The 21065-nt window shown below is 71.0% G+C and carries 20 protein-coding genes; 13 read left to right on the forward strand and 7 right to left on the reverse strand.

Annotated elements, in window-relative coordinates:
• Nucleotides 1-129: 129 nt before the first annotated feature.
• The 6 genes from ACFZA0_RS17140 (at nt 130) to ACFZA0_RS17165 (ending at nt 4880) form a co-directional block, all read left to right on the forward strand.
• Nucleotides 130-870, forward strand: a complete 741-nt coding sequence (locus ACFZA0_RS17140; protein ID WP_391016937.1) for a dienelactone hydrolase family protein — start codon at nt 130-132, stop codon at nt 868-870.
• Nucleotides 871-977: 107 nt separating this feature from the next.
• Nucleotides 978-2258 (forward strand): FAD-dependent monooxygenase, encoded by a 1281-nt coding sequence (locus tag ACFZA0_RS17145; RefSeq protein ID WP_391016939.1) that lies wholly within the window; start codon nt 978-980, stop codon nt 2256-2258.
• Nucleotides 2259-2340: 82 nt separating this feature from the next.
• Entirely contained in the window at nt 2341-3123 is a 783-nt protein-coding gene (locus tag ACFZA0_RS17150) for an SDR family oxidoreductase (RefSeq protein WP_391016940.1), read from the forward strand.
• Nucleotides 3120-3620: a DUF4440 domain-containing protein gene (locus ACFZA0_RS17155; protein WP_391016942.1), complete on the forward strand. Its 501-nt coding sequence runs from the start codon at nt 3120-3122 to the stop codon at nt 3618-3620. Before ACFZA0_RS17150 ends, ACFZA0_RS17155 begins: the two co-directional genes overlap by 4 nt.
• Entirely contained in the window at nt 3617-4471 is an 855-nt protein-coding gene (locus ACFZA0_RS17160; RefSeq protein ID WP_391016945.1) for a fumarylacetoacetate hydrolase family protein, read from the forward strand. The genes ACFZA0_RS17155 and ACFZA0_RS17160 overlap by 4 nt, the downstream gene beginning before the upstream one ends.
• A gap of 16 nt (nt 4472-4487) precedes the next feature.
• A complete protein-coding gene (locus ACFZA0_RS17165) occupies nt 4488-4880 on the forward strand; it encodes a Rid family hydrolase (protein WP_391016947.1) in 393 nt (130 codons plus the stop codon).
• Between the two features lie 117 nt (nt 4881-4997).
• Here ACFZA0_RS17165 and ACFZA0_RS17170 read toward each other — a convergent pair whose 3' ends face one another.
• Entirely contained in the window at nt 4998-6080 is a 1083-nt protein-coding gene (locus ACFZA0_RS17170; protein ID WP_391016949.1) for an EamA family transporter, read from the reverse strand.
• Between the two features lie 73 nt (nt 6081-6153).
• Here ACFZA0_RS17170 and ACFZA0_RS17175 point away from each other — a divergent pair, with 73 nt between their 5' ends.
• From ACFZA0_RS17175 to ACFZA0_RS17195, 5 genes are all read left to right on the forward strand, one after another.
• The gene (locus ACFZA0_RS17175) at nt 6154-6648 is read left to right on the forward strand and encodes a winged helix-turn-helix transcriptional regulator (RefSeq protein WP_391016951.1); all 495 of its coding nucleotides are present in this window, start codon (nt 6154-6156) and stop codon (nt 6646-6648) included.
• A gap of 763 nt (nt 6649-7411) precedes the next feature.
• On the forward strand, nt 7412-8167 hold the full coding sequence (locus ACFZA0_RS17180) for a (5-formylfuran-3-yl)methyl phosphate synthase (RefSeq protein ID WP_391016954.1): 756 nt from the start codon (nt 7412-7414) through the stop codon (nt 8165-8167).
• An 8-nt stretch (nt 8168-8175) separates the two neighbouring features.
• Nucleotides 8176-9588, forward strand: coding sequence for an aldehyde dehydrogenase family protein (locus ACFZA0_RS17185; protein ID WP_391017602.1), 1413 nt, complete (start codon nt 8176-8178; stop codon nt 9586-9588).
• Nucleotides 9585-10691, forward strand: a complete 1107-nt coding sequence (locus tag ACFZA0_RS17190; protein WP_391016956.1) for an alcohol dehydrogenase catalytic domain-containing protein — start codon at nt 9585-9587, stop codon at nt 10689-10691. The genes ACFZA0_RS17185 and ACFZA0_RS17190 overlap by 4 nt, the downstream gene beginning before the upstream one ends.
• Entirely contained in the window at nt 10688-11713 is a 1026-nt protein-coding gene (locus tag ACFZA0_RS17195) for an SAM-dependent methyltransferase (protein WP_391016958.1), read from the forward strand. Before ACFZA0_RS17190 ends, ACFZA0_RS17195 begins: the two co-directional genes overlap by 4 nt.
• 128 nt (nt 11714-11841) lie before the next feature.
• Here ACFZA0_RS17195 and ACFZA0_RS17200 read toward each other — a convergent pair whose 3' ends face one another.
• Nucleotides 11842-12375, reverse strand: coding sequence for an EF-hand domain-containing protein (locus tag ACFZA0_RS17200; protein ID WP_391016959.1), 534 nt, complete (start codon nt 12373-12375; stop codon nt 11842-11844).
• A 391-nt stretch (nt 12376-12766) separates the two neighbouring features.
• Between ACFZA0_RS17200 and ACFZA0_RS17205 the strand changes: the two genes are divergently transcribed.
• Nucleotides 12767-13702 carry a zinc-binding dehydrogenase gene (locus ACFZA0_RS17205; RefSeq protein ID WP_391016962.1) on the forward strand — a complete coding sequence of 312 codons (936 nt, stop codon included), beginning with the start codon at nt 12767-12769 and terminating at the stop codon, nt 13700-13702.
• 565 nt (nt 13703-14267) lie between these two features.
• Here the strand turns inward: ACFZA0_RS17205 and ACFZA0_RS17210 are convergent.
• Both ACFZA0_RS17210 and ACFZA0_RS17215 read right to left on the reverse strand, forming a co-directional pair.
• On the reverse strand, nt 14268-15179 hold the full coding sequence (locus tag ACFZA0_RS17210; protein WP_391016965.1) for a DJ-1/PfpI family protein: 912 nt from the start codon (nt 15177-15179) through the stop codon (nt 14268-14270).
• 10 nt (nt 15180-15189) lie between these two features.
• On the reverse strand, nt 15190-15789 hold the full coding sequence (locus ACFZA0_RS17215) for an isochorismatase family protein (protein ID WP_391016968.1): 600 nt from the start codon (nt 15787-15789) through the stop codon (nt 15190-15192).
• 883 nt (nt 15790-16672) lie between these two features.
• On the opposite strand from ACFZA0_RS17215, the gene ACFZA0_RS17220 reads away from it, so the two are divergent.
• A complete protein-coding gene (locus ACFZA0_RS17220; RefSeq protein ID WP_391016971.1) occupies nt 16673-18142 on the forward strand; it encodes an amidohydrolase family protein in 1470 nt (489 codons plus the stop codon).
• 734 nt (nt 18143-18876) lie between these two features.
• Here ACFZA0_RS17220 and ACFZA0_RS17225 read toward each other — a convergent pair.
• The 3 genes from ACFZA0_RS17225 to ACFZA0_RS17235 all read right to left on the reverse strand — a co-directional run bounded on the left by ACFZA0_RS17225 (nt 18877) and on the right by ACFZA0_RS17235 (nt 20968).
• Nucleotides 18877-19389, reverse strand: a complete 513-nt coding sequence (locus tag ACFZA0_RS17225) for an SMI1/KNR4 family protein (RefSeq protein ID WP_391016974.1) — start codon at nt 19387-19389, stop codon at nt 18877-18879.
• A 241-nt stretch (nt 19390-19630) separates the two neighbouring features.
• A complete protein-coding gene (locus tag ACFZA0_RS17230) occupies nt 19631-20377 on the reverse strand; it encodes a phosphotransferase (protein ID WP_391016977.1) in 747 nt (248 codons plus the stop codon).
• 135 nt (nt 20378-20512) lie between these two features.
• Nucleotides 20513-20968 (reverse strand): Lrp/AsnC ligand binding domain-containing protein, encoded by a 456-nt coding sequence (locus ACFZA0_RS17235; RefSeq protein ID WP_391016979.1) that lies wholly within the window; start codon nt 20966-20968, stop codon nt 20513-20515.
• Nucleotides 20969-21065 lie beyond the last annotated feature (97 nt).

Here is a 21065-nt window from a genome sequence, read left to right on the forward strand (position 1 = left end):
CAATATCGTGTACGATTTGAAAAGTAATAGTGATCATCATCGAAGCGGGTGGCCGCCGGAAACGGCGGCGGGAGTCTCCGGACAGGCCCGCGCACCCTCGACGGGACTGCGAGCGAGGAACGGCGACAGATGAGTAATCCGGTCTCTCGGGACATCACGTACACCCATGACGGCACACGAATGATCGGCCACCTGTGTGCGCCGGCCGCTTCCGGGAGCCTCCCCGGTGTCCTCCTCGTCCACGACGCCTTCGGCCTGAGTGACGACACGATCGCCACGGCCCGGAGGATCGCCGGCCTGGGTCACGCCGTGTTCGCCATGGATCTGTGGGGCGGGCGCAGGCTGCCGCGGACGCACGACGAAATCGGCCCCCTCATCGGGGCGCTGGCCGGTGACCGGGCGCGCTGGATGGGCCGCGTCACCGCCGCGCGGGAGGCCGCCGCGGCACAGCCCGAACTCGACGCCTCCACGCTCACCGTGCTGGGCCACTGCTTCGGCGGCTCCACCGCCCTGGAGTACGTGCGGACCGGTGGCGCCGTGCGTGGCGCGGTGAGCATCCACGGCGGCCTCGACGTCGTCGACCCGGACTGGAGCGCGCCGACCCCCTCCGCCTCGATCCTCGTGTGCACCGGCGCCGACGACCCGATGGCCCCCGCCGACGCGCTGACCCGTCTGCAGGCCGCCATGAGCGCGGCCGACGTCGACTGGGAGGTGGACGTGTACGGCAACACCAAGCACGCGTTCAGCGACCCGAGGGCCACGCAGTCCGAGGTCGTCGCGTACAACCCCCGCAGCGCCGAACGCGCCTGGGAGTCGGCCACGAGGTTCCTCCGCGACCTCGTCCCGGTTCCGCGCCCCGTCGCACGCTGACCGCCGCCCCGTCCCACGCCGCCCGCACGGCCAACGGCCGGACGCGCACGGCACGGCACGGGGCAGGCCGGGCCGTGCCCCACCACCCGACAGAGAACGAGGACGCCATGCTCGACATCGCCATCATCGGAGCCGGCCCCTGTGGTCTGGCCACCGCCCTGCGCCTGCACCAGCAGGGACTGCGCCCCCGCATCTACGAAGCGGTGCCGGAACTGCGCCCACTGGGTGTCGGAATCGACGTCAAGGTCTACGGCACGCGGGAGCTGGACGAGCTGGGCCTGCTCGACGAGTTCCGGGAGATCTCCGTCGACGCCGACGAGTCGATCTTCTTCAACAACCACGGCCAGGAGATCTACGCGGAGAAGTGCGGCGTCCACATGGGCTACGCACACGAGCAGCGCTTCGTGCACCGCGGCACCTTCCAGATGTTCCTGTACCGCAAGGTGCTGGAACGTCTCGGCGACGACGCGGTCGTGCTCGGGGTGCGCACCACCGGCTACACGCAGGACGCGGACGGTGTCACCCTCCAGGTCGAGCACGCGGACGGCACCGGCGGCCAGGTGCGCGCCGACGTCGTGATCGCCGCGGACGGAATCAAGTCGGTGATCCGCAGGCAGATGCACCCGGAGAGCGCGGACCCCCGGTACTCGGGCCTTACCATGTGGCGCGGCACGACGCTCATGCCGCCGTTCAAGACCGGCGGCACGATCCTGCACATCGGCGACCCCCGGGTCTCCAGCCTGATCGTCTACCCGATCGAGAACGACTTCAAGGGAACGGGCCTCGCACTCGTCAACTGGGTCGCCGAAGCCACCCGGAGTGAAACGACCGAGGACTGGAACCAGAAGGGATCCGTCGAGGAGATCCTGCCGTACTACGACGACTGCAAGATCGACTTCATCGACGTGCAGAAGATGCTCTCCGACGCGCGCGAGGTGTACCTCTTCCCGCTCATCGACCACGATCCGCTGGACAGTTGGGTGGACGGCCGCGTCGTGCTCGTCGGCGACGCCGCGCACGCGATGTACCCGCGCGGCGGCAACGGCGCCTGCCAGGCGATCGTGGACACGCGCGTCGTCGCCGAGAAACTCGCGCACATCAGCGACCCCCACGAGGCACTCCTGGCGTTCGAGGCCGAGCGTTTGGAGGGCGTCAACCGGATCGTCCTGGCGAACCGTGGTGAGGGCTACGAAGTCATCCGCCGCATCGTCGCCGAGCGGACCGACGGTCTGCGCTTCGACGACATCGAGACGGTCCTGCCGCTCGCGGAGGCCGACGAGATCTTCAGCAAGTACCACCAGCTCGTCGGTCAGCGACGTACGGACTCGGACGGCAGGCACATGGCCGGCTTCCGGACCTCGACCGACCGGTCCGCCGAGTCGGCCTGACGGCAGGCATGCCATGCACTCGGCGGCACGGCCCCTCCCGAGCCTGCCGCTCCCGGCCACTCACGGAAAGGATGCCCTTCCCATGGATCTCGGACTGACCGGACGCACGGCGTTCGTCGCGGCCTCGTCCCAGGGGCTCGGACACGCGTGCGCCCGTTCACTTGCCCGCGAGGGCGTCGCGGTCACTCTCAACGGCCGCGACCGGACAAAACTCGCTGCCGCGGCGGAAGCGCTGCGGACCGAGATCGACGGTGCCCGGGTCTCCTGGGTGGCTGCCGACCTCACCACCTGGGACGGCCGCGCCGGGATCGTGACGGCCCTGCCGTCCGTCGACATCCTCGTCACCAACAACGCGGGCCCACCCCCCGGCGGCCTCGACGACTGGGACGAGGAGGCGCTCGTCAAGGCGCTGCGCGCGAACACGGTGCCCGCCGTCCAGCTCATGCGCGCCTACGTCCCCGGCATGCGCGAACGCGGGTTCGGACGGATCGTCAACATCACGTCGGCGATGGTCAAGAGCCCCGCCTACGACATGGGCCTGTCGACCTCGGCCCGGTCGGCGCTCACGGCGATCAGCAAGTCCCTCAGCAATGAGGTCGTCGCCGACAACGTGACGGTCAACAATCTGCTCCCGGAGCGGATCGACACACCCCGGCAGGAGTTCATGGCACGGCGGCTGATGTCGGAACGGGGCATCGACCACGACGAGGCCCGTCGGCACATCGCTTCCACCGTCGCGGCACGACGGCTGGGCCGGCCGGACGAGTTCGGCGACGCCTGTGCGTTCCTGTGCAGCGCGCAGGCGGGCTACATCTCGGGCCAGAACCTCCAGCTCGACGGTGGTTCGTACCGGGGGCTTCTGTGACCGGGGTCGTGAACGCGGACGCCGCGACCAGGGCCGAGCTGCTCGACCTGGAGGAGCGCCGACGCGCGGCCCTCGTCGCCGTGGACCTCCCGGCGCTGGACGACATGTTCGACGAGTCGCTCGTGCACATCCACGCACCCGGACTCACCCACAGCAAGGCCCAACTGCTGGAGCACGTCGCGACCCGCCGGGCCTATCTCGACTCCGCGCGGGGCGAGTTGAGGATCCGGCTCATCGGCGACGTGGCCGTCATGACGGGCCGGCTCACCAACCGGCTGCGTTCCCCCGGTGGGCAGGAGCGGGTCCTCGGCGGAGTCGTCACCCAAGTGGTGCGGCGCTGCGCGGACGGCAGGTGGCGCTTCCTCAGTTTCCAGATGACGCCGGACGGCGAACACGTATGGCCCGCGATGCCTTCGGAACTGGAACCTTCGGAGCCGGGGCCGGAGCCGGAGCCGGAGGCGCGGGACGAGACCACAGGGAAGGACGGACAACGATGAAGATCGCACGATTCCGTGTCGCCGACGGCCCCGTACGGCTCGGACGCGTTGACGGTGACCGGATCACCGACATCTCCGACGTCCCGGGGGTGGGCACGTCCCTGCGGGCGATCCTGCCGGCGCTGGGCACGCTGCGGCAAGGCATCCTCGCCGCCGACGGCCCGGGCCGTCGGCTGGACACCGTCGTGCTGGAGGCGCCGGTGGACGACCCGCAGAAGTACCTCGGCATCGGCATGAACTACAGGGAGCACGCGGAGGAGGCCCGCCGGGCCGGCGTGCCGGTCCCGGACAGCCAGATGTGGTTCAACAAGCAGGTGTCGTGCATCGCCGGACCCTACGACGCAATCCACAAACCGGCGGTGTCCGACCAACTCGACTACGAGGTGGAGCTCGGCGTCGTCATCGGGCGCCGCTGCCGGAACGTCTCCGTCGAGGACGCGCGCTCGGTGATAGCGGGCTACCTCGTGGCTAACGACGTGTCCGTACGCGACTGGCTCGCCAAACGGTCGCCGACCTTCACGCTGGGCAAGTCCTTCGACACCCACGGGCCCATCGGCCCGTGGCTCACGACGGACGAGGAGATCGCGGATCCGCACGCCCTGCGGATGCGGCTGTCCGTCAACGGCGAGGTCCGGCAGGACTCGCCGACCAGCGACATGATCTACGACATCTACGAGCAGATCGCCTACCTGTCGCAGGTCATGACCCTCATGCCGGGCGACATCCTCGCCACCGGCACCCCGGCCGGAATCGGCGCTCCCACCGGGTGCTTCCTCCGGGTCGGAGACACCGTGCGCGCCGAGATCGAGGGTCTCGGGGTGATCGAGAACCATGTCGTCGCCGCCCCCTGACCGGCACCCCGGTCGCATGCCGCGCCGTGTCGGTGTCCAGCTCCCAGGGTTCGGGCACGACAACCCGGTGCCGGTCGCGAGCCGTATCGGACCGTTCCTCGCCTCGGGCGCCCTCACTGGCCGTGACCCGGCCACCGGTGAGATGCCGGAGGACCTCGGGACGCAGTGCGCGCACGTGTTCGAGCACGTTCGCGCCCTCATGGCTGCCGTGGGCGGGTCGACGGACGACATCCTCAAGATGACGTTCCGGCTCGTCCGGTACCGCGACCGGGACGCTCTCAACCGGGAATGGACCAAGATGTTCCCGGACGCCGGCCACAGGCCCGCCCGTCAAGTGGTCGCGGCTCGACTGGACGGGGCTGCGCTCGTCCACTGCGACCTCCTGGCGGTCCTCGGCGACACGCGCTGACCCCGACGGCGTGCACGAAGACCCGGGACGGTGCAGGCGCCCCTTCCCTCGGCCGGGCTCGCCGTCGTCGCTTTCCGGGTCCTCGCCGGTCACGGCGAGGGGCAGCCCACGATGCGCCTACCGCGTCGAACATGCCTCTCGCACAGGATCACGCGGCGAGCGAGACTCCTCCACGGATGGCGCGTTGCCCCGGTCGGGACCTGCGGCGCCGCCCAGGTGCAGATCCGGAGCAGCACCGGTGGCCGACCGTCGCCCTGCCCTCCCCGTGGCGACGCGGCTGACGCGCGAGGTCCGCGGAGGTCGTGCGGAGCCGGGGAGGAGGCGCGGCGGCAGGCACATGACGATCATTCCGGCGAGGATCAGCGCGCCGCCCGTCCATGCGACCGCCGACAGCCGCTCGTGGAGCAGGAGAACGCCGATCAGCGCGGCGGCCAATGGTTCGGCGAGGCTGAGGGTGCCGGCGGTGGTCGCGCGCACCCGGGTGAGGCCGGTGGTGAACAGCCAGTACGCCACGGCGGTGGTCGTCACCCCGAGCCAGAGGGTCAGGGCGAGGGTGGAGCCCTGCCGCACGGGTGAGGCGCTGCTGATCATCCAGGGAGCAAGCGGAACGGCGCCCGCGAGGAGGGAGAGCGCCGAGAACGCGGGCAACTGCGCGGCCGGGACGGCGCCGGCCAGCTTCTTCGCGAAAACGGTGTAGAGGCCGTAACAGGCCCCGGCGGCCACCGCCAGGAGCAGGCCCAGTGCGTCCACACCCGCGCTTGTCGGCGTCAGCAGCAGGGCGCAGCCGATGACGGCGGCGACCGTGCCGACCGTCCAGACCGCCGTCATCCGCTCGCCGGTGACCCACCTCGCGCACAGACCGATCGCCGCGGGCGCGACGCCCAGGGCGACCACCGTGGCCAGGGCCGCCCCCGTCCGTGCCACCGAGGACATGAGGGCCGCCTGGTAAACGCCCGTGGACACCGCGCAGACCAGCAGGGGGCGCACCACCGAACCCTTGCCCAGGGAGCGCAGGGTGGTCCGGCGAACGGTGAAGACCCCCAGCACCAGCCCGCCCACGAGCAACCGCCAGCCTCCGAGAGCCGCCGGGGCCATGGGACTGGACGCCAGCACCTGGGCGGGACCGACCGTGCCCCACAGCACGGCGGCGCCCAGCACCAACCCCGCGCCGGACAACGATCCGTTCGTTCGTGTCTCCATGGCCCCCGACACTAAGCAGACATCCAGGCCGCCCGACCGGTTGCCGTACTTCGTACGCCGTAGGGTCGGTTTCATGGAACTTGATGCGCTGGACCGGGCCCTTCTGCGGGAGTTGCAGAACGATGCACGGCAGACCAACCGCGACCTCGCAGCCAAGACCGGGGTCTCGCCCTCCACCTCACTGGAACGGGTACGGCTGCTGCGCGAGCGCGGTGTGATCACCGGCTACCACGCCGTGCTGGACCTCGACGCGGCCGGCCGTCCCGTGCAGGCGCTCATCTCGGTGCGCATCCGGCCCCCGGCCCGCCCGGTCATCGAGGGATTCCGGGAGTGGGCGGCACGGCTTCCCGAGGTGATCGGCTTGTTCGTCACCTCGGGCCCGCACGACTTCCTCATCCACATCGCCGTCCCGGACGTCGACAGCGTGTACGCCTTCGTCATCGACCGCCTCACCGAACGCCGCGAGGTCGCAGACGTGCAGACCACCATGGCCTACGAGCACGTCCAGTCACGCCGCATCGAACCCGCCGACCCCGAGCAGCCGCGCTCCGCGCGCAGGGCGCGCTGAACCGGAGTCCTGCGGTCGGTGGTCTCCGTGGCGCCGTACAGCCTTGCGTGCGGTGCGGAAGCCGCCGGGACCGGTTGCACGCCCCCGGGCCGGCGGTCGAACGGCCGCCGCCCGAGCCGGCGGGTTCGGGCGGCGGCCGAGAGTGCGAAGGCAGCGTCGGATTCCCCTCTCCCCGTCGCCGTCTCGCACCGACCGTCCTCACCACCCGTCCGGAATGCGCGGGAGTGCATCCCGGTCTCGAACAGGGTTGGGGAGGACGAGGGGCTGGAGCTGCGGTGTCGGCGATGCGGCTCCAGCCGTTCACAGTGGTCGGATGGTCACTGACCTGGGGGCTGGGGGCCGAAAACAAGCGGACCGGCAGCCGTTGCCGCTCGGGGCGTGGCTGGTGATGGTCCTGTCAGGGGTGATCTGACACACCGTCACATTGTGCTCCTGGAACGGTCGAACCGGCTCTCGATCCACGCCGACCCGACCCGGGGACGGCGGTCCGCGCCCGCGCTCCCAACTGTCCGCAGCGCTCAACTCGCAACCGCCGTCCGGGCATTGGCCGCACCCGGCTCCCGTGGCAACGCGGCGTCCGCAGGCCGCACTTCACGCCGGTACGCAACGACTCACAGGTGTGTGCGTACGCGCCGCCCAAGGAGTCCCGCACGCTCTACCGGTGTACACGGGGGGTGGAAATGATGAGCGGACACCACATCAGCCCGGAGTCCGCGGCCACCCGTGCCCCGGCCGGGCGGACGCGTGGCGGAAGGAGCTCAGGGTGTTGCTTCTCATCTCTCCGGACGGTGTCGACGAGGCTCTCGACTGTGCGAAGGCGGCGGAGCACCTCGACATCGTCGACGTCAAGAAGCCCGACGAGGGATCGCTCGGTGCCAATTTCCCGTGGGTCATCCGGGCGGTCCGCGACGCCGTGCCGGCGGACAAACCGGTGTCCGCCACCGTGGGCGACGTGCCCTACAAGCCCGGAACCGTCGCGCAGGCCGCGCTCGGCGCGGTCGTCTCCGGCGCCTCGTACATCAAGGTCGGCCTGTACGGATGCACGACGCCCGAGCAGGGCATCGAGGTCATGCGGGCGGTCGTCCGGGCGGTGAAGGACCATCGTCCGGACGCGCTGGTCGTCGCCTCCGGTTATGCCGACGCCCACCGCGTCGGCTGTGTCAATCCGCTGGCCCTGCCCGACATCGCCGCCCGCGCCGGCGCCGACGCGGCCATGCTGGACACCGCCGTCAAGGACGGGACACGCCTCTTCGACCACGTTCCCCCGGACGCCTGCGCCGAGTTCGTCCGCCGCGCCCATGCGTCCGGACTGCTCGCCGCCCTCGCGGGCAGCGTCAAGCAGGCCGACCTCGCGGTGCTCACCCGCATCGGCACGGACATCGTGGGCGTGCGGGGAGCGGTCTGCACCGGCGGCGACCGCAACGCCGGCAGGATCCAGCCGCACCTGGTCGCCGCCTTCCGGGCGGAGATGGAGCGGCAGGCCCGCGAGTGCGCCGTCGACGTCGCCGCAGCGAGCTGACCACCAGGATGCCGATACCGCAGGCCGCCGACCGCGTCCCCCGACGCGGTGCACCGGGGCTCGATGTCGTGGACCCGGCCACCGGCGAGACCTTCGACCAGGTGCTCGACCAGCGGCCCGAAGAGCTGGACGACCTGGTCGACCGCTCCCGACGCGCCTGGACCGGATGGCGGGCCGACCCTGCCGCCCGTACCAAGGCCCTGCTGGCCGCCGCGGACGCGGTGGAGGCGGCCGGCGACGACCTCGCTCCGCTGCTCACCCGGGAACAGGGCAAGCCCCTGGCCGAGGCCCGCGCCGAGGTCGCCCGCACGGCCGCCCGGCTGCGGTACTTCTCCGCCATGGTTCCCCGCACCCGACCGATCGACGACGGCCGACCCGTGCACAGTGAGGTCCGCTGGCGTCCGCTCGGGCCGGTCGCCGCGATCGTCCCGTGGAACTTCCCCCTCCAGCTCGCGGCGGCGAAGTTCGCGCCCGCGCTCGCGGCCGGCAACACCGTGGTCCTCAAACCGTCCCCCCGCACCCCCCTCGCCACCCGGTTGCTCGGCACGGTCCTCGCCGCCGTCCTGCCCGAGGACGTCCTGACCGTCGTCACCGGCCGGGAACCCCTCGGCGCCCGCCTCGTCTCCCACCCGGGCATCCGTCACGTCACCTTCACCGGCTCGGTCCCGACCGGGCGGACCGTCGCGACGGCGACGGCCGCCTCGCTCGCCCGGGTCACGCTGGAACTGGGCGGAAACGACGCGGCCGTCCTCCTGGACGACGTCGACGTGGACCGGGTCGCGGACCGGCTGTTCTGGTCCGCCTTCCGCAACTGCGGGCAGGTCTGCATGGCCGTCAAACGCGTCTACGCCCCGGCCCGGCTCCACGCCGACGTCGTCGAGGCCCTCGCACAGCGCGCGAGGACCGTCGTCGTGGGGTCCGGCCTGGACCCGGACACCCGGCTCGGACCGGTCAACAACGCCGCCCAGCTGGCCCGGGTCGAGGAGCTGACACACCGGGCCCTGGCAGCCGGAGCCCGCCCCGCGGCAGGCGGTCAACGGCTCGACCGGCAGGGCTACTTCTTCGCCCCCACGATCCTCACCGCGGTCCCTCCCGACGCCGCGGTGGTGACGGAGGAACAGTTCGGTCCCGTCCTGCCGGTGCTGCCGTACCGGAACCTCGACGAGGCCGTCGACGCGGCGAACGGCACCGGCTTCGGCCTCGGCGGCTCCGTGTGGGGCACCGATCTCGACCGGGCGGCCGCGACGGCGGACCGGCTGGAGTGCGGCACGGCCTGGATCAACCACCACGCCGAACTCTCCCTCGCCCAGCCCTTCGCCGGCGTCAAGGACAGCGGCCTCGGCGTCGCGGGCGGACCGTGGGGCCTCTACGGAAACCTCCGCCCGTTCGTCGTGCACCGTCCCCGGGAGGAAGGACCTTGAGATTCCGAGCCGCCGTACTGCGCTCGTACGAGACCCCGTTCACCGTCGAGGAGGTCGTCCTCGGCAGCGGTCCGGCAGCCGGTGAGATCCTCGTGGAGATCGCCGGCAGCGGAATGTGCCGCACCGACCTCGCGGTGCGGCGGTCCGCCGGCCGTACGCCCCTGCCCGCGGTCCTCGGCCACGAGGGAGCCGGCGTCGTCGTGGCGTCCGGCGGCGGCCCGCACAGCACCGTCGACGTCGGCGACCACGTCGTGCTGAGCTTCGACTCCTGCGGGGAGTGCCGCAACTGCCGCGCGGCGGCCCCCGCGTACTGCGACTCCTTCGCCTCCCTCAACCTCTTCGGCGGACGCGGGGAACACCCGCCGCGCCTCACCGACGCAGCGGGGAGCGCGCTGGCTCCCCGCTGGTTCGGGCAGTCCTCCTTCGCCGAGTACGCCCTCGTACCGGCACGCAACGCCGTACGGGTCGATCCCGCCCTGCCCGTCGAACTGCTCGGACCGCTCGGCTGCGGCGTCCTCACCGGCGCCGGAGCCGTGCTGAACACCTTCCGGGCCGGTCCCGGCGACACCCTGGTCGTCCTCGGCGCGGGAGCGGTGGGCCTGGCCGCCGTGATGGCGGCGGGCGCCGCCGGCGCGCGGGCCGTGGCCGTCGACGGGAACCCCGCGCGACTGGCGCTGGCCGAACGGTTCGGCGCGACCCCGTTGTCCGCCACGACGCCCGATCTGGCCGGGTGCGTCCGCCGACGCAGCGACGGCGGCGCGCAGTACGCCCTGGACACCACGGCCTCGGCACCCCTGATCAACGAAGCACTCCGCGCACTGCGCCCCACCGGCGTACTGGGCCTCGTGGCACGCCTCCACGAAGCACTGCCGCTCGAACCGGGCACGCTCGACAGGGGGCGCGGCATTCGGCACATCTGCGAGGGGGACGCCGTCCCCGGGCTGCTGATACCCCGGCTGATCGGTCTGTGGCAGGCCGGCAGCCTCCCCTTCGACCAACTGATCCGGACCTATCCGCTGGCCGACATCAACGACGCCGAACGCGACTGCGACGCCGGGCGCGTGGTCAAACCCGTCCTGCTGCCGGAAAGAAGAGACCGATGAGTGAAACGTCCATGGGAACGTCCGTCACCGGGGACCTTCCCGCACCCGCCCGCGGACCCGCCGTCCCCTCCATGCCGTCCCCTGCCCACGCGCCCGCCCTGCCCGCCACGGAGGACGACGGGACCACCACCGCGCGGCGCACCGACGTGGAAGGCGTAGACGCGGGCGTGGGCCTGACCGCCCTCCTGGTCGCCGCCGCGCGGGCGATCGAGACCCACCGCCACGACAGCCTGGCGCAGGACGTCCACGCGGAGCACTTCGTGCGCGCCGCCGGGGCCTGCGCGGACTGGCCGCTGCGCATCCAGGAGGTCCCGCACGGGGACGACAATCCGCTGTGGGGCAGGTTCGCCCGCTACTTCGGCCTGCGCACACGGGTCCTCGACGACTTCGTGTGCCGGTCGGTCGGTGCGGGCGTCCGTCAAGTGGTCCTCCTGGGAGCCGGGTTGGACACCCGGGCGCTCCGGCTCGACCTGCCGTCCGACTGCGTCGTCTTCGAGGTCGACAGGGCCGGCGTCCTCGCCTTCAAACAGCGGGTGCTCGCGGACCTCCCGGCCACGCCGAGTGCGAGGCGCGTCCCCGTCGCGGTCGACCTGCGTGCCGACTGGGTCGGCGCGCTCACCTCCGCCGGCTTCGACCCGGCCGTCCCCAGCGTCTGGCTGGCGGAGGGGCTGCTCTTCTACCTGCCGGGCCCGGCGGAGACCTTCCTCGTCGACACGGTGGACCGGCTCACCGTCCCGGGCAGCGCCCTGGCCTTCGAGGCCAAACTGGAGAAGGACCTGCTGGCGTACCGGGACAGCGCGATCTACACGGCGACGCGGGAGCAGATCGGCATCGACCTGCTCGACCTCTTCGACAGGGGGCCGCGCCCCGACTCCGCGGGCGACCTGGCGGCGAAGGGGTGGTCGACCTCGACGCACACGCCGTTCGACTTCACCCGCCTGCTGGGACGGGGCCCCCTCCCCGAGCCGAACGACGCGCTGGAGGGCAACCGGTGGGTCTTCGCGCACAAGACCCGACGCTGACGCCCGTGCTGTCGTGATGTCGTGACGGCGTACGGCGGTGGGGGAGGGCGCCCGGTTCCCTCGCCGCGCCGGGAGGACCGTGCCCGCGGCTGCCTGCGCGGCCCCGGGACACAGTCCTCCGGGCGGTGTCAGACGGCTCGGGCGCTCACCAGCCGGTCACCCGGAATCCCGGCCATGTCCGGTGCGTAGTAGTCCTTGATGCCCTCGGCCCACGTGCCCACGGTGATGCGGTCCTCGGCGTCCGGGCCGAAGGCGTCGAAGAGCGCGTTGATGTTCGCCTCCTCGAACCCGATCGCCGTCATCAGCGACACGAAGAGCGGGCGCTCGATCAGACCGTCCCCGTCCGGGTCGCCGAGGGCGGCGAGGGCTTCGGCGAACTCCGCGATCGTGGGGCCGAAGCGGCCGGGGTCCAGCACGAAGGGACGGAACTCGTCCACGCTGATCACACCGTCGCCGTTCGTGTCCAGTTCCGCGGCCAGCGTCGTCCAGTAGCGGCGGAAGGCGGCCGCGATGGCCCGTTTCGCGTTGTCGTCGGAGGCGACCGCCGCCTTGAGGACTCGTCCCGACATGAGATCGAAGTCGTCGGAGTCGAGGACGCCGTTGCCGTTGGCGTCGAAGAGGGAGAAGACCAGCTCGATCCGCTCGGCAGCCTCAGTCCGCATGTCCGTCACCTGTCTCCCGCGGTCCGTTCGCTCGGCGATCCCGGACCTGGCCCAATGAGTGCTCCTACACAACCGCGCCTGGGGGAGGAGCGTGCGGAGAGCGTGGCTCGCACCACCGGAAGGAGTGAGCTTCCCGCCGATGAGGTGTGCGGCGGGGAGGAGCAGATTCACCGCCTGCCCGCGTGTCCGCCTGCCTGCTCGCCTGCCCGCCGTCCGAACCACGGCGGGCACCCGGCGCGTGCGGCAGACGGCCGGAGACCGACGGGACCTCGATCGCCATCGGTGCGATGATATGGAACAGGCTTGACGTCGTACGGTTCCGCGTCCGCCAGGGGTTCGGTGGAGGAAGACGTCGCTCCGACTCGGCACGCAGAGCAGACAGGAGTCGCTCATGGGCACGATGCACGCTGTGCGAGGGCACCGGCGGGGCGGTCCCGAACAACTCGTGTACGAGGAGGCTTCCCGGCCCGTCGCAGGCAAGGGCGAACTCCTGGTACGGGTGCGCGCCGCCTCGATCACGGCCGCCGAACTGAGCTGGCCGGCCACATGGACCGACTCCTTCGACGAGACGGGATCACCCCGCGTGCCCGTCGTACCGTCCAAGGAGTTCTCCGGGGTCGTCGACGCCGTCGGTGAGTCCGTGACGGGATTCGACACCGGCGACGAGGTGTACGGGCTGATCCCCTTCCTGCGCGACGGAGCAGCCGCCGAGTTCACCGTGGTGCCCGCCGACGTGGTGGCCGCCAAGCCCGCCGGCCTCGACCACGAGCACGCCGCGGCCCTGCCGCTGGCCGGTCTCACCGCCTGGCAGGGGCTGGTCGAGCACGGTGGCCTGACGGCAGGGCAGCGCGTCCTCGTCCACGGCGGTGCCGGCGGAGTGGGATCGATCGCGGTCCAGGTGGCCGCCGCCCTCGGAGCGGAAGTGATCGCGACCTCGAACGGCCGGGCTGCGGAGTTCGTCGGGGAACTCGGCGCCCACCGGGTCATCGACTACTCCACGCAGCGGTTCGAGGACGAGGTCGCCGACGTCGACCTCGTCTTCGACACCGTGGGCGGCGACACGCTGAGCCGCTCCTGGAAGGTGCTCAGGCCCGGCGGCACCCTGGTCTCCGTGGCGAGCCCGCCAGGCGAACGGGACGGCTTCAAGGGCGTCTTCTTCATCGTCGAGCCCGACCGTGAGGGCCTCGGCGAACTATCGGGTCTGGTATCCCGGGGGCTCCTGGATCCCCGCCTGGACCGGGTCGTGCCGCTGAGGGACACGGCGGACGCTTACAGGGCCCTGGAACAGGGGCGGCGCCGAGGAAAGATCGTCATCAAGGTGTCCTGACGCACCCAAGCCGCCGTCGCCCTGCTCGGCCCGATGGACACGACGCGGCCGCCTGGCGTGCAGGCGCGGCCGTTCGCACGGCGGCGCCGCCCGTTGGCTGCGCGAGCACACCACGCGCGACCCCAACAGGCCACGCGGGCAAGGGAGATGCGGGGGCTGCGGTTCTCACGTGCGGCGCGGGACGCCTGTTGGTCGCGCGAGCAGAGGCCTGTGCGGCCTCAACAGGGCGCGCGGGCAAGGGAGATGCGGGGGCTGCGGTTCTCCCGCGCGGCGCGGGACGCCTGTTGGTCGCGCGAGCAGACGCCTGCGCGGCCTCAACGGGCTACGCGGGCAAGGGAGATGCGGGGGCTGCGGTTCTCCCGCGCGGCGCGGGACGACTGTTGGTCGCGCTAGCAGACGCCTGCGCGGCCTCAACGGGCTACGCGGGCAAGGGAGATGCGGGGGCTGCGGTTCTCCCGCGCGGCGCGGGACGCCTGTTGGTCGCGTGAGCAGAGGCCTGTGCGGTCCCAACAGGCCACGCGGGCAAGGGAGATGCGGGTCTCGCGGTTCTCCGTGAACCCCTGCTTCAGCTCGCTCGCGCCCGCAGTCGGCGCAGCATCCGGGCGTCCTCGAAGCCGACCGCGCGGGCCGCGGCCTCGACGGTCGTCCCGTGGCCGATGAGGTGGTCGGCGCGCTCCAGGCGCAGCGTCTGCTGGTAGCGCAGGGGAGTGAGGCCACCGGTGGCGCGGGCGAACAACCGGGTGAGAGTACGTTCGCTCACGCCCACGGCCGTTGCCAGGGCCGACAGCGGCAGGGGTTCGTCGTAGCGGGCGTCCAGCAGGTCCTGGGCGCGGTGCACCGTGTCGTCGAGGTGCGAGCGGTACCTGAGCATCGCGCTTGCCTGCGGTTCGTGGCCGTTGCGCCGTGCGTAGACGACCATGTCGCGGGCGACCTGCGCGGCGAGCGCGGGACCGTGCCGGGTGGCCAGCAGATGCAGGGCCAGGTCGATGCCGCTGGCGATGCCGGCCGACGTGACCACCCGGTCGTCCGTCGTGTAGAGGACGTCACGCATCACGACCGCCCGAGGATGACGGCGGGCAAGCTCGTCCTGGACGGCGTGGTGCGTGGTGCAGCGACGCCCGTCGAGCAGCCCCGCCCGGCCGAGGGCCTCGGCCCCGGCGCAGACGCTGGCCACGGTTCCGCCCCCTTCGTGGTGCTCCCGCAGCGCCTTGAGAGCGGCCGCGCCGATGGAGGGGTGGCCCGCGGTCCCGCGCACCCGCCAGCCCGGCACCACGATCAGGTCGTCGGATCCGAGCGGCGGCCAGTCGAGCTGGGCCGCGAGCGGCAGGCCCTGCGCGCTCAGGACCTGCTCGTGTTCGGCGACGTAGCTGAGGGTGTAGGAGTGCCCGAAACCGGCCGCCGTGGAGAACACCTGCGCGGGTCCCGCCAGGTCCAGCAGATGGACCCCGGGCACAAGGAAGAAGACGATGTGGCTCACGATCCGGTCATCATGCCTCAGTGTCGGCCGCGGCTTCCAGCTCGGCCAGGGTGGCGATGGTGGCGAACCGCCCGGCCAGGGCGTACTCGGTGCGCCGGATGATCTCCTGCGCGCTCAGGGTGCGCGGGTCGGCGAGCAGCTCGGTGGCGGTCAGCCCGGCGGGTGCGTCGCGGTGCGGGATCGGGTTCGTCGCGGTGGCGTCGATCACGAAGGTGACCCCGTAGCCGAGATCACTGGCCAGACGGGCGGTGGTCTCCACGCACTGTTCGGTGCGGATGCCGCAGACGGTGAGCTCGCGGATGCCCCGCTCGGTGAGGAGCTGCTGCAGGTTGGTCGTGGTGAATGCGTTGTGCGCTGTCTTGTGAATCAGGGGTTCGCCCTCCTCGCGCCGCAGTTCGTCCAGCACCCTGACGTGGCCGAGAGCGGGGTCGAAGACGCCCCCGCTGCCCGGCTCGGAGTGCAGTACCCACACGACGAGGTCACCGGCCCGGCGTGCGATGCGGAGCAGCCGGTCCACCCGGTCGCTGATCTTCGGGTCGGAGAGGGTCTCCCACTGCCCACCGGCTCGGAAGGACTCCTGGACATCAATGACGATCAGTGCTCGGTTCATGCCTCGATCCTGGGCGCCCGGAGCCTGGGGCGGAAGTCCGTATCGGGTCCGGAGGCGGACCGATCCGGTCAGGAGCATGCGCGGACACGCGACGGGCAGGCATGGCGGGGGAGGCGTGGCGGGGGAGGCCGAGGAAGGGCCACTACTCGTGATCGCCGGCCGCAACGTCAAGCGGCCGGCTCGTCGAACCACTACGCCGTCCCTCGGGCGCTCCCGCGGGTCGACCACCGCGGGTACGGGCCGTCTCGGCCGTCCCCGACTGTCAGGTGGCGTCCCACTCCGCCCACACCTGGGCCACCTCGGCATCGCGGCCACATGTTCTCCGGCCCGTGCCGGTCGCAGTGCAGGGCGATCAGGTGCGGCCCGTCCCCGCAGGACCCGTGCGAGTACGGGCGGTCGTGCGCCTGGCCTCGTCGGTCGGCTCGTGGAAGCCGGGGTCGCGGACGATCGCGGTCACCGGATCCTGCCGGTTGAACCGGGGGACGGGCCGAGGATCGCACCACAGCAGTCGTGGGGGCAGCACGAGCCCATCCTGCCCGCTGGGCGGCCCTGTCGAGAACGGGAACCGGCAGTCTCCGGCGACCGACCGAGGCACAGTCTTCCTTCCGACGTCGTACTGGAAGACGGCCGTCACCCTTGTGCCCGACTCGGCGCTGAAGTCACCGCGAACGTGAAGAAACGGGCGCGGTCGAGCTCTGCCGCAAGGGAAAGCGCGTGCCATTCAGCGGTACGGCACGTGCCGCCACCCGGGTCCGCTCCCTAGCGTGGGACGGACCCGGGGGAAACCGGTCGGCGGCGTCCGACGGGGGTCCGCACCCGCCGTTCGAACACAGGCCGGCCGCCCCGCCCGGGACACCCGACAGCAAGCAAGGAGAGCACGGCCATGACCACCTCCCCCCAGTCCCCGGCCCGGGAGTCCGCGCGGGACGACGTCCTGCTGGTGCGTTCGGTGACCGTCGTGAACACCCGGGACGGCAGCGTGACGCCGGGCACCGATGTCCTGGTGCGGGACGGGAGGATCACCGAGGTGCGTCCCGGCATCGAGGCTCCGGAGCGGCTGCGGGCGCGCGTCGTGGACGCGAAGGGCCTCTTCGTCGTCCCCGGCTACAACGACATGCACGCACACCCTCTCGACCAACTCCCCGCCCGCAGCCGCGATCGGGACCTTCGGCTGCTGCTGGCCCACGGAGTCACAGGGTTCCGCCAGATGTCGGGTTCGGCCGGTCTGCTGCGGGCCCGTGCCGAGGGCACACTCGACCTGCCGTCGGACGGCGCACGGCCGCTGTCGATGCCCGGGACTGTGCTGGTCACGCCACTGAACGCCGGCTCGCCGGAGCAGGGGGTGGCCACGGTGCGCCAACAGCACGCAGCGGGAGCGGACTTCATCAAGGTGGCCATGGCCACGCCGGACGTGTTCTTCGCGGCGCAGCAGGAGGCCCTACGACTCGGGCTGACCATCGTCGGACACCTTCCCCAGGGCATCGACGTCGTCCGGGCCTCGGGCATCGGCATGAAGTCCGTGGAGCATCTCGGTCCCGGCGTCGGTCTGTTCGCCTGCTGCTCCTCCGCCCCGGCCGCAGTCCAGCCCGACGCGGACGGGGGCGGGGAGGACAAGCTCAAGGCGCCTCCCGTCAAACTGCCCTTCATGGACCGTCTGATCGACCGCATGGTCAAGAGGCTGGTCATCAACCCCGTCAACCGGACCACACCGCAGGCCGTGGAACGCATGCGCCGGGCCGTGGACACCTACGACAGCTCGATGGCCCACACGCTCGCCCGGCGCTTCGTCGACGACAACACCTGGCAGGTCCCGACGTTGATCCGGGTGAAGACCCAGCAGATCGCCGACGACCGCGCCTTCGCGGAGGCCCCGGAACTGCGTCACATGGACGCTCCCACGCTCAAGCGCTGGCGGAAGGCCACCGCCAGGTTCGCGCGGTTCCCCGAGTCCGCCCGCGTCACGTTCCGCGAGCTGTACGACCGCCAACTCCAGCTGACCCACGCCTTCGACGACGCCGGTGTCTCCATGCTCGCGGGCAGCGACACCTCGGGAGCGGGCTGGGTGGTCCCCGGAGCCTCGTTGCACCGCGAGTTCGACGAACTGGGCCGGGCAGGGCTTTCCCCGCTCCGCGTTCTCCAGATGGCCACCCTGCGACCCGCCGAGTTCCTCGGCACCACCGACACGATGGGCACCGTGGAGCCCGGCAGACTCGCCGACCTGGTCCTGCTGCGGGCCAACCCGGTGGACGACGTCGAGAACCTGCACGCGGTGGCAGCGGTGATCCGCGACGGCCGCTACTACTCGGAGACCGACCTGACAGCCATCAAGAACCGTGCGACGAACGACCGTTGACGCACGCGCCTGCGACTTCGCGACCCAGGAGCGCACGAGGACGCCGGGTCAACCGGGCCCGGGGGTCCAGGACTTGGGCCCGGTGAATCGGTGCGGGAACAGCCAACGGCCTGCTACCCGTTGGGGGGCCCAGAACTACGCCGGAGGCGGTGCAGGCCGGCAATGCCTGCTCGTCCCGCGCGATCCAGAGCCCTCTCCGTTGGCGCGGAATCCGGAAGGTGATCCACCAGCCCGCCGATCAGCCCGCCAGCCGCAGGCGAGTTGGCAGGCTCGGTGGCCGTCCGCCGGCCTTCGGCCGCGAGGCCTACAAGCAGCGGTATCCGCCCGCCCGGCTGGACCAGAACGACGGCCTCGCCGTCCTCTGCTGCGTTGCCGCCCATGTCCCATGCCTTCCTCGTGCAGGAACAAGTAGGCGAGGCGTGCCTCGTTCCCTGGCACCTGGAACTGGCCGATGAACGCACGAGGTTCTCCCGTTCGCGGATGCACCGGCCACGCCGGATCTTCCAGCCAGACCGGCTGCCCGCCAAACTTTGGCACCGGGGCCGTGACCGGCTCGGGTGCGGCCCGGAAGGACATTTGCAGCCGCGGCAGGAAAGCCGCATCGTAGGGTCCCTTGGCCTGGCTCGTCGGCTCGGAGATCATGCTGCCGACGTTACGGCACCCCACCGACGGCACCCAGCTTTATGTCGCCTGCTGTGCATCCTGCCCGACCTGCAAGATTCGGGGGAGACGGCCTAGTTCAGTTGCTCGTAGAAGGCGTGGGTCGGGGCCGAGGAACCCGCCATGACGTCCTTGCCCTTGAGAAATCCCAGCAACCATTCGCTGAACGGCATCTCGTAGAGCAGAAACTCCCCGCTGTCCATTTCCTGGACGCCCACGGCCCACAGCGCCGACGGCCCGTATGGCACCTGAAGGAATACTTGCTCTGCTGTTGCTCCTGTTGCTATCGGAAGCAGTTGTCCCGGGCCGGACCCTGCCTTGCTGGGGAGGAAATCGGCCAGATCTTCTTCGAGCCAGAACTCGATCGACTCCTTGATCTCTTTTCCCAGATTCCTGGTCGGATGGCCCGGGTGGTCCAGATACAATTTTTCACTGATCAAAACTGGGCCGTAGGCGTCGGTCAGTTCTCGAAAATCGGCGGGGAAGGAGACTCCGAGTTCCTGTTCCAGCAGGATCCACGGAGTGGGATCAGTCCAGTTGAATCTGGGTTCTCCCAGGAGTGCTTTGATTTTTTCGATCGTCGTCATTCCATCTCCCCACGTGCGCCCACAGCACACGAACAGATTTTGGCGAAGCGGACACATCGCTAGGAGAGTCCCCAGGGCTCCACTCGTCACGTCCCTCAAGGGCCTCGAACGACTCATGCGTGGTCGCTTTTTATGCGTGAGTGCAGGGTACGGCCCGACGCCGTCGTACGAGCTTGGAGACCTCGCCAGCTGGACGCCTTCCCGGAGGGGGCCGGACCGCAAGGGCCGGTCTCCCGCTGCCTCACATCCGGGACTTCAGAACGTCGACCTCGCAGCCCGGCGCGAACGGGTCGAAGCCGTGCTCGGCCAGCCAGCGGACTCCGAGCAGACTGCGCACCGACCACCAGGCCCGGACCACGTCGAGGTCGACGGCGTTGCCGTAGCCGGCGACAACCTCGTCGAGGTGCTCCTCGTGTCCAAGTGTCAGAGTGGCTAGGTCGAACAGGGCGTCACCGCGGCCTGCCTCCGACCAGTCGATGATGCCCGTGATCTCGTCGCCGTCGACGAAGACGTGATCGACCTGTAGGTCGCCGTGCGTGAACGCCGGTGTCCACGGCCGTAGTACGGAGTCGGCGATCCGGCGGTTCCGGGTCACCAGGTCGGCGGGCAGGATGTCCCTCGCCACGAGCAACGCGCACTCGCCGTCGAGCTCCGCCGCCAACTCCTCGGGTCCCCGGCGGCGTCGGCCGCGCCAGGGCGGCAACGGCGCGTCGTGCAGCCTCCGGACGGCGGCGCCCGCTGCCGCCCACGCACCCGGGGAGGCGGTGGACGGCTCGCCGAGATGACCGAGCGGTACCCCCGGGACCGCGGCGATCGCGAGCACCGGTGGCCTGCGCCAGAGGATTTCCGGGGTCGGAACCGGCGCGAGGGCCATGGCGTTCACTTCCACATCGATGCGTGCCTGATCGGTGTCCACCTTCAGGAACACGTCCCCGACGCGCAACGTCGCGCGTTCGGAATGGGCAACGACGACCTCGACCTCATCCATGGCGGTCAGTGTTCCAAACGGCCGTCCGGGCCGCCGGGACCGGCGCAGGTGGGGGTCGGCTTCCTCCGCGGCCGTCCTGCATTCCGTCGCTCCAGACCGTCCGCCGAGCGATTCCGCGCCGCACTTGGCCGACGGCTAGCCACCGGGCAGCGGCCGGTCGTCGATGACGTTCTTCATGACGAGCGTCGACGTCAGGCGCTGTACTCCTGGCAGGCGGGCGAGCTGCTGGTCGTAGAGCTGCTGGAACGCGTTCAGGTCCGCCGTCGCGACGCGCAGGAGGTAGTCGGGTTCGCCGAACAGGCGCTGCGCCTGGAGCACGTTGGGGACGGCGGTCACCGCCTCTTCGAAGGCGGTCACGGTGTCGGGGCTCTCCCACCGGAGGGTGACGAAGACGAGTGCTTCGAAGTTCAGGCCGACGGCCGCCGGGTCGACGACGGCGCGGTAGCCGCGGATCGCACCTTCGCGTTCGAGGTCGCGCAGTCGACGGTGGCAGGGCGAAACGCTGAGCTGCACTCGCGTCGCCAGCTCGGTGATCGTCAGGCGGCCGTCGAGCTGGAGCTCGGCAAGAATCTTCCGGTCCATGGCGTCCATGGGGGAGATTCTCCCTCAACAGGCCGGTGAGTGGGGGAAAGAAGCAAACACTTGCGGGCCTTCCGCGCCTAGCCTTCCTTTCGCGGCGGGAATGTGC

The sequence above is a fragment of the Streptomyces sp. NPDC008150 genome, from assembly GCF_042956945.1.
Lineage (GTDB): Bacteria > Actinomycetota > Actinomycetes > Streptomycetales > Streptomycetaceae > Streptomyces.